Source organism: Pedobacter chinensis (assembly GCF_003339865.1).
Lineage (GTDB): Bacteria > Bacteroidota > Bacteroidia > Sphingobacteriales > Sphingobacteriaceae > Pedobacter > Pedobacter chinensis.
On the sequence record NZ_QPKV01000004.1, the window covers coordinates 1 to 15,133 of the forward strand.

At 38.5% G+C, this 15,133-nt stretch carries 13 protein-coding genes and 1 tRNA gene; 12 read left to right on the forward strand and 2 right to left on the reverse strand.

Going from position 1 to position 15,133, the window contains the following annotated elements; translation table 11 throughout:
• Positions 1-113 precede the first annotated feature (113 nt).
• From DU508_RS10340 to DU508_RS24315, 9 genes are all read left to right on the forward strand, one after another.
• Positions 114-887 (forward strand): zincin-like metallopeptidase domain-containing protein, encoded by a 774-nt coding sequence (locus DU508_RS10340; RefSeq protein ID WP_262511024.1) that lies wholly within the window; start codon positions 114-116, stop codon positions 885-887.
• Positions 888-896: 9 nt separating this feature from the next.
• Positions 897-1,697, forward strand: coding sequence for a DUF4099 domain-containing protein (locus DU508_RS10345; protein WP_056095020.1), 801 nt, complete (start codon positions 897-899; stop codon positions 1,695-1,697).
• 463 nt (positions 1,698-2,160) lie between these two features.
• Complete coding sequence (locus tag DU508_RS10355) at positions 2,161-2,478, forward strand: hypothetical protein (protein ID WP_056095014.1); 318 nt, start codon at positions 2,161-2,163, stop codon at positions 2,476-2,478.
• Between the two features lie 20 nt (positions 2,479-2,498).
• Positions 2,499-3,362, forward strand: coding sequence for a hypothetical protein (locus DU508_RS10360; RefSeq protein ID WP_056095011.1), 864 nt, complete (start codon positions 2,499-2,501; stop codon positions 3,360-3,362).
• 23 nt (positions 3,363-3,385) lie between these two features.
• Positions 3,386-3,586 carry a hypothetical protein gene (locus DU508_RS10365; RefSeq protein ID WP_056095008.1) on the forward strand — a complete coding sequence of 67 codons (201 nt, stop codon included), beginning with the start codon at positions 3,386-3,388 and terminating at the stop codon, positions 3,584-3,586.
• 5 nt (positions 3,587-3,591) lie between these two features.
• A complete protein-coding gene (locus DU508_RS10370; protein WP_056095006.1) occupies positions 3,592-4,416 on the forward strand; it encodes a DNA adenine methylase in 825 nt (274 codons plus the stop codon).
• Positions 4,413-5,087, forward strand: coding sequence for a hypothetical protein (locus DU508_RS10375; protein WP_056095002.1), 675 nt, complete (start codon positions 4,413-4,415; stop codon positions 5,085-5,087). The genes DU508_RS10370 and DU508_RS10375 overlap by 4 nt, the downstream gene beginning before the upstream one ends.
• 184 nt (positions 5,088-5,271) lie before the next feature.
• Positions 5,272-5,454 carry a hypothetical protein gene (locus DU508_RS10380; protein WP_147273612.1) on the forward strand — a complete coding sequence of 61 codons (183 nt, stop codon included), beginning with the start codon at positions 5,272-5,274 and terminating at the stop codon, positions 5,452-5,454.
• A gap of 52 nt (positions 5,455-5,506) precedes the next feature.
• Complete coding sequence (locus DU508_RS24315) at positions 5,507-7,120, forward strand: recombinase family protein (RefSeq protein WP_394341373.1); 1,614 nt, start codon at positions 5,507-5,509, stop codon at positions 7,118-7,120.
• Here the strand turns inward: DU508_RS24315 and DU508_RS10390 are convergent.
• Positions 7,080-7,153: transfer RNA gene (locus DU508_RS10390), tRNA-Met, on the reverse strand. The genes DU508_RS24315 and DU508_RS10390 overlap by 41 nt on opposite strands.
• A 135-nt stretch (positions 7,154-7,288) precedes the next feature.
• Here DU508_RS10390 and DU508_RS10395 point away from each other — a divergent pair.
• From DU508_RS10395 to DU508_RS10405, 3 genes are all read left to right on the forward strand, one after another.
• Entirely contained in the window at positions 7,289-7,669 is a 381-nt protein-coding gene (locus tag DU508_RS10395) for an START-like domain-containing protein (protein WP_115402762.1), read from the forward strand.
• Positions 7,670-7,698: 29 nt separating this feature from the next.
• Positions 7,699-9,123 (forward strand): LptF/LptG family permease, encoded by a 1,425-nt coding sequence (locus tag DU508_RS10400; RefSeq protein WP_115402763.1) that lies wholly within the window; start codon positions 7,699-7,701, stop codon positions 9,121-9,123.
• Positions 9,124-9,263: 140 nt separating this feature from the next.
• A complete protein-coding gene (locus tag DU508_RS10405) occupies positions 9,264-10,475 on the forward strand; it encodes a bifunctional 3,4-dihydroxy-2-butanone-4-phosphate synthase/GTP cyclohydrolase II (RefSeq protein ID WP_115402764.1) in 1,212 nt (403 codons plus the stop codon).
• Between the two features lie 238 nt (positions 10,476-10,713).
• On the opposite strand, the gene DU508_RS10410 is transcribed toward DU508_RS10405, so the two are convergent.
• Positions 10,714-15,108 (reverse strand): translocation/assembly module TamB domain-containing protein, encoded by a 4,395-nt coding sequence (locus DU508_RS10410; protein WP_233509488.1) that lies wholly within the window; start codon positions 15,106-15,108, stop codon positions 10,714-10,716.
• Positions 15,109-15,133 lie beyond the last annotated feature (25 nt).

Here is a 15,133-nt window from a genome sequence, read left to right on the forward strand (position 1 = left end):
CTGGACAGCTCTACTGCCATCTTTTTGAACTCATCGTCAAATACTCTGTGTTTCATATATGCCAAATTTAAAATTACATTTCAAATCTGCTCCATAAATGTCTCTACTCAAAGATAGCAACTCCACCAGGCACCAAGTGGGCACCGGTTGAGCGGGCAGAGAATCTCATTGCCTCCTCAGGCGCAGTAATTTTTCACCAATATTCCGCAAATGCCTTTTATGACCCAAAAAGGGATGCTATTACGCTTCCCTACAAGGACTGGTTTTCTGAAAGCCACAAATATTATGCTACACTGCTCCACGAACTGGGACACTGGACGGGGCATCCAGACCGGTTGAACCGAGACATGGGTAAAGGCTTTGGGGATGCGAGCTATGCCAGGGAGGAGCTCAGGGCAGAAATCGCTTCGATGCTTATTGGACAGGAACTTGGTATAGGCCATGACCCGGGACAGCATTATGCCTATGTGGAAAGCTGGATATCGATTCTGGAGAACAATCCTTTTGAGATCTTTTCTGCTTCCATGGATGCCGAGCGTATTCTTGGCTATATCATGGATATAGAAAGAAAGCAGGAGATTACCAATGAAAAGGTTTCCCTGAATGCGATGCAGCCTGCTCCCGGAAAAGCTTCTGGGTATCTCACCACGGGAGATAAGATTCCATATAACGGATCGGTCTATGAGGTTCTAGGCCATTTAAAACAGGGAAGGCTGAAGATGCATGAAAGCCTGAACGGCAATGCATTTACATTGGGCCGGGAAGATAAACTCTACGCAGCGCTTTTATATCTCAAACGCGAAATGGGTGCTGAGTTTCAAAATGATAAGCACACTAACCAGATTGGCGAAGCTGTGAACCAATCACATCTTGATTTAAACAGATAAAACGAATTTATGAAAAATATAATTATCGAGGAGGCCCTGCCCGTTGCAGAGCTATCCAGGCTAGGGCTATACGACGGGACCAGGTACTTATTGGACGACACAGACATTGCTGCACTTCTTTCGGGCAGGAGAACTTCTTTAGTGAACCTAAAGAATCTGGTCAGCGAGGCTTTTGCTATTGATAGCCTGGATGCTAAGCTATCCTTAAACCTGGATGAAGATAGTCTCCACGAGATAAAATTGCATCCTATTTACAAGGAGCCGAAACTGTCTCCGGATTTATTGGATGTTGAAGCTGATGCGCTGGTCGCAGGAGAGGTTAAGAATATTGCAAAACCCATTAATTTTCCTGATGGCACGAATAGGACTATCGTATTTGAATATGATAGTGAAACCAGGGAGTTCATTTCCTATGATCCAAAAGGGGTAGAGGTTCCATTTCAGATCAACGGAGAGAAACTAGATGTAAAGAAAAGTAAGGATTTTGCCCTAGGACGCATTGTGCAGCTAATCGATGGGACGATGATTCAACATAGGGCCAGTGAGCCCAAGGGGATCGTAGCCAGCCGTACAGCACTTATCTTAACTTTTTTGAAAGACGGTAAAGCCGCGGGTTTTTTATTAAAAGATCTCGCTCCCATAATGGATTCAAGTATTCATCAGACTCCCTTTTCACTAGGCTTTGAATCAGCATTCCTGGAATTGAAAAAAAACGATGGCGCAATTTCAGACGAGATGTTGCAGCAGAGAGAACTCGATGAGTTCAAAAACGAGTATAGCCGCGGCTATAGTCATGGCATATCCAGATAAATATGGACAGAGAATGGGTTATGTGCGATGGTTTCGCATACCTGATTCCTTACGGGCTGCCAGAGATATGTATCCGTACCGTTTATCTTTTTTATGAAAAAAGGGATTGTCTAAAAGTTCTGTCGGATGCTACCTCAGTCAAATTTCGGGATGCCGCGCTGGCAACGTTTGGTTTTCTTGCTCTTCCGGAAGGTATAATACGCATCAGCTTGGTATTCCCCAATGCGAAATTCGTGACTGTATTCGGAGATGATCTGCCTGCAATCGTATTAACCTGTAAGATTTCGCTATGGCTGAAAGGATTTGACGCAACTTTTCTGGTTTTATCCCATCATGTGATTTTCACTTTTAAGTCATGCGAATTTTCATGTGCGGAATCACTCTTTTCACTTAATAGGTTTTGTAAGATCACCGGATTTAGGACTAATCTAAGGCCTTTGCAAATCCGGTAAAATCCATTCCCATGATTCCAGAAATTTTCAAACAGGATATAAGTCTCGATATCCGGGTATTTGGATTCGATGTCAATGTCAATTATGTGTACAACTGGCCCAGCAAAAGAAATGATGAAAAAGAGCCAACCGTTGTACACCTGGAGTTTCGCTCAGATTCCAATATTATATCCGGTACCGGCTACCGGTCACATTTTCTCTTTTCTGCTTTTTTAAAGGATTGCGGATATGCGTCCATCGAGGAACTGGCAATCTCCCTTGGCGAACACCTCGCCCGGGAAAATGGCTATAGCCCTCCCCAGCCTGAGCGACAGCTTAGCCTATTTTGATTAATTAATAATATATTCTTATGAATGAACAAAATTTGGATTATCTAAAAAAGAGCCTGGATTATCTGGGCTTTGGAACAAAACTTAACGATGTTCTTGAATCAGCAATTTCCAGGGAACTCCCTGCTTTTACCCTCGGAGTTACGCAAAGCTACACATCTGCCAACGCCAAAAAGAATCCTGCAATTGGTTCCGATCAGGTCAGGTTCATGCTGAATTTCAACCGCTCCAAGCAGAGCGATATGTATTTTCTGAACGATTATGAGGTAACTCTGAATAAGGCCGGAAGTGCCTTGCCTATCAGACAAATCTTTGATCTGGAAAGGGACAACCGGATTACGGTGCTACAGGCCTATAAACTACTCTCTGGGAACTCACTTGAACGAGATGTTTACACCAAATTGGAAAACAGTGAGGGTTCGGAAAAGAAAAAGGTTTGGTTTAAGCTCAACCTTGATGTTCAGGATGCCTACGGGAATCATCCCCTGAAAAAATTCTACCCCGAATTCAAGTTTGAGCTATCTGATGCCATAGACAAATATCCGTTCAAGGGTCTTACTGAACTTGGAAAGGATGGTATGATGAAAATGCTGAGAAGTGGCCATCTGGCACCGGCCGAGATGATGGTGGGTAAGAAAGCCGTTGCTGTAATGGTAACCGCGAATCCCCAGTTTAAGGGACTTGATGTTTATGATAAGAACATGGCCATTATCCGCCAGGATGAAATCTTTCCTAAAAAAGAAGAGCAAAAAGAAAGCACGGCCTCGGCTGAGCAAAGAACTTCCCAAAAAAGCGAAATCGATGCCAGCAATACAGAAGAGCGGTTTCCATGGGAAAACCAGCGGGATGGTGATACCTCCCAAAGCGAGGAAATAGGAAGATAATCTTTTGTAACAGCAAAGAAAAAATGAGAAAGCTTTTAGCTAAGATAGACCGCATCCGCGCAAGCGGATGGGTTACCCTTGATCTTAAGGAAGATCACCTGCTATATAACTTAAACGGCAAGCGCTTTCAGGTAGAAAGTATGGCTACGCCCGATATCAAGTGCAGGGTGTCGGTAATGATTGAGGGTGAAAAAGTTGATTTAAGCATTGACGACTTGTATTAGAATTTATGACCAAACTAAAATTAAGAACCCCCATAAGCTATTATGGGGGTAAGCAAAAATTAGCCAGGCGCATTGTTTCGGTAATTCCGCCGCATGTGCTTTATTGTGAGCCTTTTATTGGTGGCGCGGCGGTATTCTTTGCTAAAGAACAATCAAAGGTTGAGGTAATTAATGATACCAATAAAGAACTGATGAATTTTTATAGGGTAGCGAAGGAGGATTTTACTTCACTAGAAAAGGAGATCAGGATCTCTCTTCATTCCAGGGATCTGCACAGAAAGGCTTCGGTGATCTATAACAATCCGGATATGTTTTCGGAGGTAAAAAGGGCATGGGCAGTCTGGTTGACTTCATCACAGAGCTTTTCTTCGCAGCTTGACAGCAGTTGGGGATATGATAAATCAGGTAATACCACAACAAAAAAAATAAATTCCAAGAAAGAAGGATTTGTTGAAGAAATGGCTATCAGGCTCCAGAACTGCCAGATAGAATGCGCAGATGCGCTTTACATCATCGCAAGCCGCGATACCGCAGATAGTTTCTTTTACTGTGATCCGCCCTACTACAACTCTGACTGTGGTCACTATGACGGTTATTCTGAAGGGGATTTTGAAGCCCTTCTTTTTTTACTGGCCGGAATAAAAGGCAAGTTTTTGCTCTCTTCCTACCCATCTCCAATATTGGAAAAATATGCCAAAGAACATGGCTGGCATCAATGGTCGGTAAAGCAACAGGTTTCCGTTAATGCAAAAGGAGGAAAGCAGAAAAGCAAGACGGAGGTGCTAACAGCTAACTACCCGATAGACCTAAAGACGGAATTTGGAGTTTGAAAGTAAAGGAAATAAACCCAGAATTGCTGGCACTTTATCATGGTTCGCTTGGACTGGACGGTGGGAAAATAAACATCCAGTCCGGTAAAGGAGTTGGCTGGAACGCTCTCACTCTCGGAAATGCATTTTATACTTCAATAAGTGAGGACGCCGCCTGCCTTTTTAGCCATCTCGTACTCCAGAAGTCAAGATTGAAAGGTGAATCGGGGTTTGATAATCTTGGATATGCCAAAATCTATAAGATAACACTCAGCAAGGATGCCAGCATTTTGGATGCTGACAAAGCTCTGGACGCATCTCGCGTCCGGAGTATTTTGCTGTGCGCAGGAGTTTCCGAGCGATACCTAAATCACCGGCACGATGACCAGCTCTCTGATTTTTACAAGGTTGCTGATCTGCTCTGCTATGGGATGGACTGGGAAGGTAACCGTAATGAATATCTTACAAGGGTACTGGGTTACGACGGACTTTTAATTAAAGAGAGAGCCTGGGAAAACTGGGATTATTATCCATCAGGCATTGGGATTGACTGGGATAAAACAAACGACCCGAAACTTTGGCCACCAAAAACAGTCGCGATATACAATACAGATAGTGTAGCGGGATTTGAGGTAATCCGCGATGGCGTAATTGAATCTTTGGCAATAGATCATTCAGATTTGCAAAGATAAATTATTAACAGGAGACTCATGTGCTCATCTCAAAATGCGAGTACATTAATGATAGATGCACCCCAGGTTATGCCTATTTGCATCTATTTCTAACAGGAGCGTAATTAAATGTGATTATCCAATCCTGTTATTCTTCAGAATACCGTTCGAAAAATATTTGTTACTCAAAATAAACGTCATGGATATGGAGTTTGATTTAAATATAGAAACTATTGTGCGCCAGCATGATCTAACGATCGAAGAGGTGCTTTCAAAGCAAATGTTTTCACATTTTACCGAGCAGCAGGCTAAGGATGTGATCCTTACTATCAAAAAAATGTCTATAATCATTTTTAATGCAAGTGAAAAAAAGGATCAAAAAACTTGATAAATTAATTGATTATTAGTATCTTATAGTGTAATAAAAAGAAGTATTATTTATGTCAGACATCTTTTTTTTCGACTCATTTGCAAAAGGGAAACAAAATAAAAAAGTTTCCAAAAGCTTGGAATGCGTTATCTATACAAGGGTTAGTAGTAAAGAACAGGCTGATAATTTAAGCCTGGGAACCCAATTGAAGGCATGTATGCTATACGCAGAGAAATTTGGGTTTAATATTGCCGCTCAGTTTGGGGGAACCTACGAAAGCGCTGAGAACGATGAGAGAAAGCAATTTACCGCCATGCTTTCTTTCGTGAAAAAATTCAAAGGAAAAATATCTTCTATCTTAGTGTATAGTCTGGAGAGGTTTTCAAGAAATGACAACTCAATCTGGCTTAGCGGAGAATTGAGGCGCTTAGGTATAGAAATAATTTCCGTAACACAACCTATTGATACCTCGAGTGCTTCGGGTCAGATGCAACAAAAGTTGTTGTTCCTGTTTGGCGAGTTTGACAATCAATTGAGAAAGCAAAAATGTAGTGCTGGTATAAAAGAGATGTTACTGCGTGGTGATTGGCCGACTAATCCTCCTTTAGGATTTGAGATTGACAGATCGAAGAACAAAAGGCAGATTGTTATAAATGGGAAGGGAAGGCTCATTCGTCAGGCCTTTGAATGGAAAGCTTATGAAAATGTGTCAAATGAGGTAATTCGCGATAGGTTGGCGGCTAAAGGACTAAAATTGATTCATCAGCGTATCTCAGAAATCTTTAGAAATCCATTCTATTGTGGCTTGATGGTGCACAATATGTTGGAGGGACAAGTGGTTGTGGGCAATCACGAGAAATTAATTAGCAGGGAACTTTTCTTAAAGGTTAACGGTATGCTAGATAAGATTCCCCATGGTTTTTCACTAAATGAAGAAAATGTGCACATTCCTTTGAAGCGCTTTATGGTATGTGCCGAATGCGGGAAGCCGTTGAGTGGCTACCTCGCACGCAAAAAGAATATACATTATTATAAATGCAAAACCAAAGCTTGCTGTAATAACAAAAATGCTGATTCTCTTAATTCCAGATTTGCAGACATACTTGATTTCTTTAAAATTGACATTGCCAAGGAATATATAGAACTATTGGTTGAGCAGGTTGCTGCAACATTTAACCAGTTGACTCAAAATAAGCAAGCGGATCTTTTAGAGTTGGAGAACAGCCACAGAGAAGTGAAGAAGAAGGTGGAGCGATTAGAGGAAAGATATATTGAAGAAGATATAAGTCAGGAACTTTACACAAAGTACCATGAGAAATATTCGGACGAAAAAAGAGAAATTGAGCGGAATTTGCTCATCCTGTCTAATAAAAGTTCGAACCTTTTAAAATGCGTTAGGTTGGCTATAGAATATGCCACTCAGCTACCTTTAAACTGGCTTTCTGGGGACTATCACACCAAGCAACAACTGCAAGCATTACTGTTCCCTAGTGGTATGAGTTACGATAAGAAAAACGATAAAGTTCGAACCAGTGAGATAAATTTAGTCTTTTTGTATATTGCTCATTTTCAGCAACTTATCAGTAAAAAGAAAAGAGGCATACCAGAATTATCTCTGGATTATGCCTCTTTTGCCGATTCGGTAGCGGGGAGCAGGATCGAACTGCCGACCTCAGGGTTATGAATCCTGCGCTCTAACCATCTGAGCTACCCCGCCGAGTAAAAATATTTGCTTATATTATCAAATATTTAGGTGGTTATTTTTTGGAGTTGCAAATATAGAATAAATTACCTTTCTTTAGAAAAATAAAATAAAAAAAATAGTCCGGATTTATTCTGGTAATGAATTAACATGGCAGAAAAGAAAAAATTTACGCTTGAGTACGAGGTTAAATCGTCACCACGAATTTTATATAGCTTTATAAGTGAGCCAAATGGTTTATCGCAATGGTTTGCTGATGATGTCAATTTTCGCGACCAGGTTTATACATTTACCTGGGATGATGAGCAGCAAAAAGCTAAGCTTGTATCAATAAAAGAGAATAAATTAGTTAAGTTTAAATGGCTTGATGATGAGCCTCAATGTTATTTCGAAATGGAAATTGTACAAGACGAATTAACAAATGATGTTGCGCTTTCTATTACCGATTTTACTACTGATGATCTGTTAGCTGAAAAAAAATTAATTTGGGATAACCAAATTGACTATTTGATTAGCGTTTTAGGTGCATAGTTTATCCCTGTATTGCTTACCTTTGTAGGGTGAAAAAAATACATCTCCTTTTAATAAAAGCATTCATCAAGCCTTTCCTTGCCACATTCTTTGTGGTGATGTTTATTCTTTTGATGTTTTTTCTATTTAAGTGGATTGATGATTTAATAGGAAAAGGTTTCGAATGGTATACCATTCTGGAACTCATGTACTATGCCTCGGCAGCAAACGTTTCAATGGCCTTGCCTCTTTCTGTACTGCTTTCCTCTATCATGACTTTCGGAACGCTTGGTGAGAACTATGAACTGGTTGCTATAAAATCAGCTGGAATTTCTCTTCAAAAAGCAATGAGGCCCTTATTCGTTGTGATTATCATGCTCACCATCGGATCGTTTTTGTTCTCCAATTATATGCTGCCAAAAGCAAATTTAAAATTTGGCTCTTTGCTTTACGATGTCAGGAATAAAAAACTTGCTTTTCTCATAAAACCAGGGGTTTTCAATAATAGTATCCCGAATTACTCTATTCGGGTTGATGCCAAGGATGATGACGGAAAACTGCATGGCATTATGATCTACGATCATAAAGGAACCAATGGTATACCTAAGGTAATAATAGCCAAAGAAGGTGAGATGAATAAAACATCTGATGGAAAATTCCTCGTATTGAAATTAAAGGATGGTGTACAATACGAGGAACAGGCCAATAATAGCGGAACCTATAATCCGAGGCAAATTCTATACAGAAGCAGATTTAAAGAAACGGAGCCTAAATTTGATCTTTCTTCTTTCGAGATGAACAGAACAGACCCTAATGCATTTGGCAATAGCACGCCAATGCTTAATTTAAGGGGAATCACCAAGAAAAGAGATTCATTGATTAAACAGCTTGATACATTTAATATGGGCGCTGAAAGAGTGATCGCGAACAACTTTAAGCAATTTAATGTAACCAAAGGATATTCGAAAATTAAGACAGAGCCTAAAAGGATTGGAGATTTAACACTGGGTGCTATTCCCAATGGCTCCAGAAAAATCGCTGTTGAAAATGCCTCCAATGTCGTTTCTGGAATTATTCAGAATCTGGCAAATGGAGTTCCACATCATACCGATTTGGTTGGCGAAATCATCTTTACCCGGGTAGAATATCAACGAAAATTTACACTTGCAGTATCATGTATCCTCCTGTTTTTTATTGGTGCGCCACTTGGTGCGATTATCAGAAAAGGGGGCATGGGATTGCCGGTTGTTACTGCCATATCATTTTTCCTCGTTTATCATATCATCACAACTGTAGCAGAAAAATCAGCCAGGGAAGGCTCGCTTAATCCAATATTTGCCATGTGGATAGCCGTTATTGTTTTATCGCCGCTGGCAGCCTTTCTTACCTATAAGGCAACGGTAGATTCAGCCTTGTTTGATGTTAATTATTATAAACAGTTTTTTAATAAAATCCTCCGGATAAAACAAAAGTAAGCAGCGATATCATTTACTTCTATATGATATTTTATTAATCATATTGCTTATTTAGATTGTACCTTTGTAACAGCAAAAAGTTTTGTGAATATTAATTCAAAGATTTTCATAAAACGAATTACAATTATGCTTTTAAACAAATGCGAACAAAATTAAACACCATTGAAGAGGCAATAGCTGATATTAAAGCAGGCAAAGTTATTATCGTTGTTGATGACGAGAATAGAGAAAACGAAGGCGATTTTTTAACTGCTGCAGAAAACGCAACGCCAGAGGTTATAAATTTTATGGCAACTTACGGACGTGGTTTAATCTGCGCCCCCTTAACTGAAGAGCGTTGCAAGGAATTAAACCTGAATTTAATGGTTGGAAAAAATACAGCAGCCTACGAAACAAATTTCACAGTTTCAGTAGATCTTGTTGGACATGGCTGTACAACCGGAATTTCTGCAAGCGATCGCTCTAAAACCATGTTGGCGCTGGTAAATCCCAAAACCAATCCTGAAGAGTTGGGAAGACCAGGACATATTTTCCCTTTAATAGCTAAAGATGGTGGGGTGATTCGTCGCGCTGGTCATACTGAAGCAGCCGTAGATCTGGCTCGTTTGGCCGGATTAAAACCAGCAGGTGTGTTAGTTGAAATTCTTAAAGAGGATGGCGAAATGGCCAGACTCCCTGATTTATTTAAAATTGCAGAACAACACCAGTTAAAAATTATTTCCATTGAAGATTTAATTGCCTATCGTTTAAATATTGATAGCCTGATCAAACAGGAGGTAAGCATCGACCTGCCTACGGCATGGGGCGATTTTAAAATGACTGCTTACACCCAATTGGATAATAATGCCACTCACCTGGCCATATCGAAAGGTAAATGGGCAGAAGACGAACCGATTCTTGCCCGTGTTCACAGTTCTTGCGTAACGGGTGATATTTTTGGTTCCTGCCGTTGTGATTGCGGCCCTCAATTGCATAAAGCACTGGAAATGATTCAAAAAGAAGGCAAAGGAATAGTGGTGTATATGAATCAGGAAGGTCGCGGAATCGGACTCATTAATAAATTACGTTCTTATAATTTACAAGATGCCGGTTTCGATACAGTAGAAGCAAATATTAAGTTAGGCTTTAAAGGCGATGAACGTGATTATGGCGTTGGCGCTCAGATCTTAAGATCAGAAGGTGTGACTAAAATGCGCCTGATGAGTAATAACCCTACTAAAAGAGCTGGATTAATTGGCTATGGATTAGAAGTGGTTGAAAACATTCCGATTGAAATAGAAAGTAACATTCATAATGAACGTTATTTAAAAACCAAAAGAGATAAAATGGGCCATTCTATTATGAAAGGATAAACCCAATTTACAATTGGCAATTTTCAGTTAACAACACTAAAAATTGCCAATTTTTTTTGCCTGAAATTTCCTGCAAACTGAACACTGCCAACTGAATACTGCCAACTGAATACTGCCAACTGAATACTGCCAACTGAATACTGTCAACTGAATACTGTCAACTGAATACTGTCAACTGAATACTGTCAACTGAATACTGCCAACTGAATACTGCCAACTGAATACTGTTAACTGAGCATTACTTTCTTGGTCCGTTATTCTTACTTTGATTGATAATCGCTTCCCTGTTAATGGATTTATTGGTTTTTACAGGCGCTTCGCCTTGTTTTCTCTTTAAGTTTCTACGATACGACCCGGAAATTTTTTGAATAAATTCTCTGAATGTATCAAACTGTTGGGTATACACCAATCCAAACGAAGTCACGTTCTTATTTTGATCGATACCTGGATTTGAGAATATACTCTGAATAGTTGGTGGTTTATTGGCAACCTTGCCTAACAAACTTCCATCTTTTTTAATCAGAAACAAGCCTTCTACCTCGCCGCCAACATTACTTCTGTTAAAATCGATAATGGTAAAGTCATTCAGGCTGTTTCTGTCAACTATACCTGCATTGATGATTAAACGATCATTAAATAGTTTAACTGACGCGCTGGCCTCACTTAACGAACGAACGTTAAGGTCGACAAAGTTTAGATTTAGTGACGAAAGTACATTGTTGAATTGATTGAAAACCAATTCGGTTGCTGTACTGGTTGCTGTTGAACTTAATTGGTTACCGATTGATTCACCACCATTTCCTGGTGCAAAACTCCTTCTGATAATTAAACTAAATGCCTGTAAATTCAGGTTGTTCTGATCGCTGAAATAGGTTTGAAGCTCTTCTTTGATTGCAGGTTGGGCAGGGAAAAAGATATCCAGTTTAATATCAGGTTGCAATAATAAGCCCGTTAAACCCATTTCAACTTCAGTATTTACGCGCTGGTTGGCATTGCTACTCGCATCTCTGTTGGCGGCTTTAAATAACTCATTTAAATTAGCCCTTAGCGCATAAACCGCTTTAAGGTTAATTTGTGCCGCTGTAGGATTGCCTGTCCAGCGAATGGTTCCGCCTTGTCTGATTTCAAATTTTTTGTTGATGACTTCCTGAGCAGTAAAGTCAAAGCTACCCGTTTCAATAATATAATCGCCAGACATCTCGAAATCACCCAGGCTGTTAATATTTAGATTCAACTCGGCATTTCCTTTTCCACTCAAATTACCTAATGTGGTATAAATATTTGCCGTTGTATTAGGATCGATGGTAAGTTTAAATGTCAGGGTCAGGCCATCAAAATTGGTAATTTTCTTGACCACCTTACTGGAATCTCTGCTGATAAAATTAATAAAATCTTTATCTGAAACGGTTTCTGAACTGTTAAGCGGAAGGTTGAAAACAGTACCCTTTTCGGTTTTAGCTTTAATATCAATCCTCATTTTGCTCGTAGGGCCATCAAATTTAAATACACCTGTACCATAAGCCTTTCCATAATAAACTGAATTGTCTTTTGAAGTTGTGTTTAATGCCATAAAATTATTGGCGTTTAAAGTAACATCTTCTAAAGTCGGATCATCTAAGTTGTTTAAATCAACTTTTCCGTTTGCTACCGCCTGATGGCCTTCCAGGTCATTAAGTTTGAAATCTGACAAGGTGATCACACTGTTTTCAACGTTAACCTGATCAGTGATTACGTAAGTTGTTTTAAGGTAATTTACCATTAACTCGCCTTTGTTAAAGGCCAAATTCCCATTGATTTGAGGTTTGTCTAATGGCCCTTTTACAGTTAAATCAGCAGAGATATCGCCTTTTAAGTTTGATACAAGTTGTTTAACAAATGGTTCAAGTATAGTTAACTTACTATCATTCATTTTTACATTCAAGTCAATCAGTTTTTCTTTTAAATCAAGATCGCCGGTTAACTTAAAGGTTTCAGCATTTTCAGTTGTGATTCTGGTAAAGACATTAATCTTATTGGTTGCATTGTTAAATGAAGAGGTATCAGTAAGTGTTCCAATGTAGATATCATTAAAATTCAATGAATCAATTTTAAGGTCGTCATTAACTTTTGGCGCTTTTAAAATTCCATAAAGACTGGTGTTGCCATTCACATTTCCACTTAATTTAACACCAAAACCCTTTGTAAACGGATTAAGTGTTTTGAGGTTAAAATCTTTAAACCCAACAGTCAACAAATCTTTTGGATCTTCAGAAATTAACCCGTCAATCGTCATTTGTTGTACACCATTGGTTAAGTCGAAATTGCTAATCAGGGTTTTTCCGTTATTAAGCACAATACGAACTTTTTCCTGGATTCTCCAATCTTCGTTGTTTATTTTCAGAATTGACGGTAGTATACTTAACCTTGCGGTGGTATCTTCATTCTTGGTAAATTCAACCAGTCCATTCAAATCCAGTTGATTATCTTCATCAGAATTAGACATTTTGACGTTGAAAGAAAGGCTGTCATTTCGAAGTATATTAGAAATATTTACATCCTTAATAAACAAACTATCATTGAGCTGAACACGATCTGAGGTAATAATTAATTGAAGCTGTTCTTTTGTTGTATTTTCATCAAGAATAATATTGTTAACCACAACACCTTTATATTTAAGCGTTTTTACAAAACCATTCAAGGTTGCAGTATTATTTCTTGAATCAAAATTGCCTGTCAGTGAGGCGCCCTCATCCATTTCTAAACCAGGAGAAATGAGTTGAGCAAGTGGTTCAAATTTTTTAACTTTCAGGTTAAACTTAAATATTTGATTATTGTATTTTATAATATCTGCATGAAGCGATGGTACGTAAGTTTTTGCAATGGCCTTGTAATAAGAGGCTATTGAATTGAGGTCATATTCGCCTTGAATACTGGCATCTAAAATATCTGATCTGATATCCAGATTTCGATCAACACCAGTTCCATTGGCAATTAATTGTACTGAATCTACAGTATAAATTCCTTTAGGGTTTTGTAATCTGATCTCTTGTATCAACAGTTTTCCTTCAATATTGTTCAGATTCGTACCAGAAAAATTGGTGCTGAATTTGGCGTCAACCATTAACGAATCGTTAAGTAATTTTAAAGCCCTTAATTTGGCTTTCGTAATGGTTGCATTAAAATTAAATACCGGAAGTTTTGGATTAAGATTTACGCCACCATCAAATATCAACTTAACGTTCTTATCATCAATGCTTAGTTTTCCATCAAAATATTTTTTATTAAAAGTTCCATCAATTTTTACATTTCTGTACCTGTAGTTGTTGAAATCAATATATTTAATATCGCCGTTTATTTTTTCAGATAAGCTTTTAAGTTCCGTGCCTCTACCCTTAACATATAATGATGAGCTTATTCTCCCCAGACTTTTTTCATCTAAAAGATTGCCGATGTTGAAATCGTATGTTTTCAGATTTCCGGTGTAAGATGGAACATCATTCTTATCGATTTTCATGTTTACATCAGAAACCAGTCGGCCAAGCTTAGTTTTAAACTCACCGTATGCAATAAAATCATTCTGGAAGCCGGTAAAACTTCCATTGAAATTAATGTTGCCAAATTTATTTACAATCGTTGGAACAATTGCCTTTTTACTGCCGGTAATGCCCGCTAAAACTTCATCTAAATCTTTTTTATTTGTTCCGGCCATTTCGATTTTCAAATCCATAAAGGTTTCACTCCAGTTTGGAAGACCTTTAATGATAAAATCGCCTTTGATGTGTGTCGCTTTTCCTGAACGAATAGAGAGTTTTTTCGCCTTCAGATTATTTACCAGACCTGTAATTTGACCATCAATATCTAGATCAAGCTTCATCGTACTGAGTTCGGGAGCAAAAAAAGCAACATCTCTGGAAGTAAGATGACTATTTTTAAAGTTGGCCTTCATCCGAACATTATCAACATAATGATTGAAGTCTTTATAGCTGTTAAACTTCATTTGATAGTAATTCGTGAGCCGACTTTGATTGGTGACCAGAAGCAGGTTCTTTAATTCAATTGCATTACTGTCTATTGTGGTTTCAGCAGTAAGATTTTTAAGATAAAAACCGCTTTTCTCTCTTAGCGTGAGGTTTTTGATGTTGGTTTTTATCAAGTGGTTCTTGGTGTCCAGCCCTTCAAAAATTCCGCTCAGTGCTTTTACATCAACATTGTCGAAGTTTACAGTCTTTCCCTGAACAGTATCTTTTGCGGCGTAGTTTTTATATCTGAAGGCAAACTTATTCAGAATTATTCTGCCCATATTAATGTCATATGGCTTACTTTTCGGTTTCTTTACAGTAGGTTTACCAGAATCAAAATAGTTTATAATAAAATCGAGATTAGAAGACTTATCTTTGAAATCCTTTAGGAAAAACTGTCCGTTATTAATTTGAACGGTATTAATATCAATTATCCTTTTATCAATTGATAACTGATTAATATCAATCATAAATTGAGGCGTGCTCAATAAAGTGTCTTTTTGAAGATCGAGAACAAGAAAATCTTCAAATACAATAGATTTGAAAGGCTTGATGTAAAGACTCTTAATGGATATAGTGGTTTGTAGCTCTTTAGATAAATATGCTGCTGCTTTTTGGGCAAAGTAAGTTTGCACAGCCTTAAACTGTAACGAAAAAATA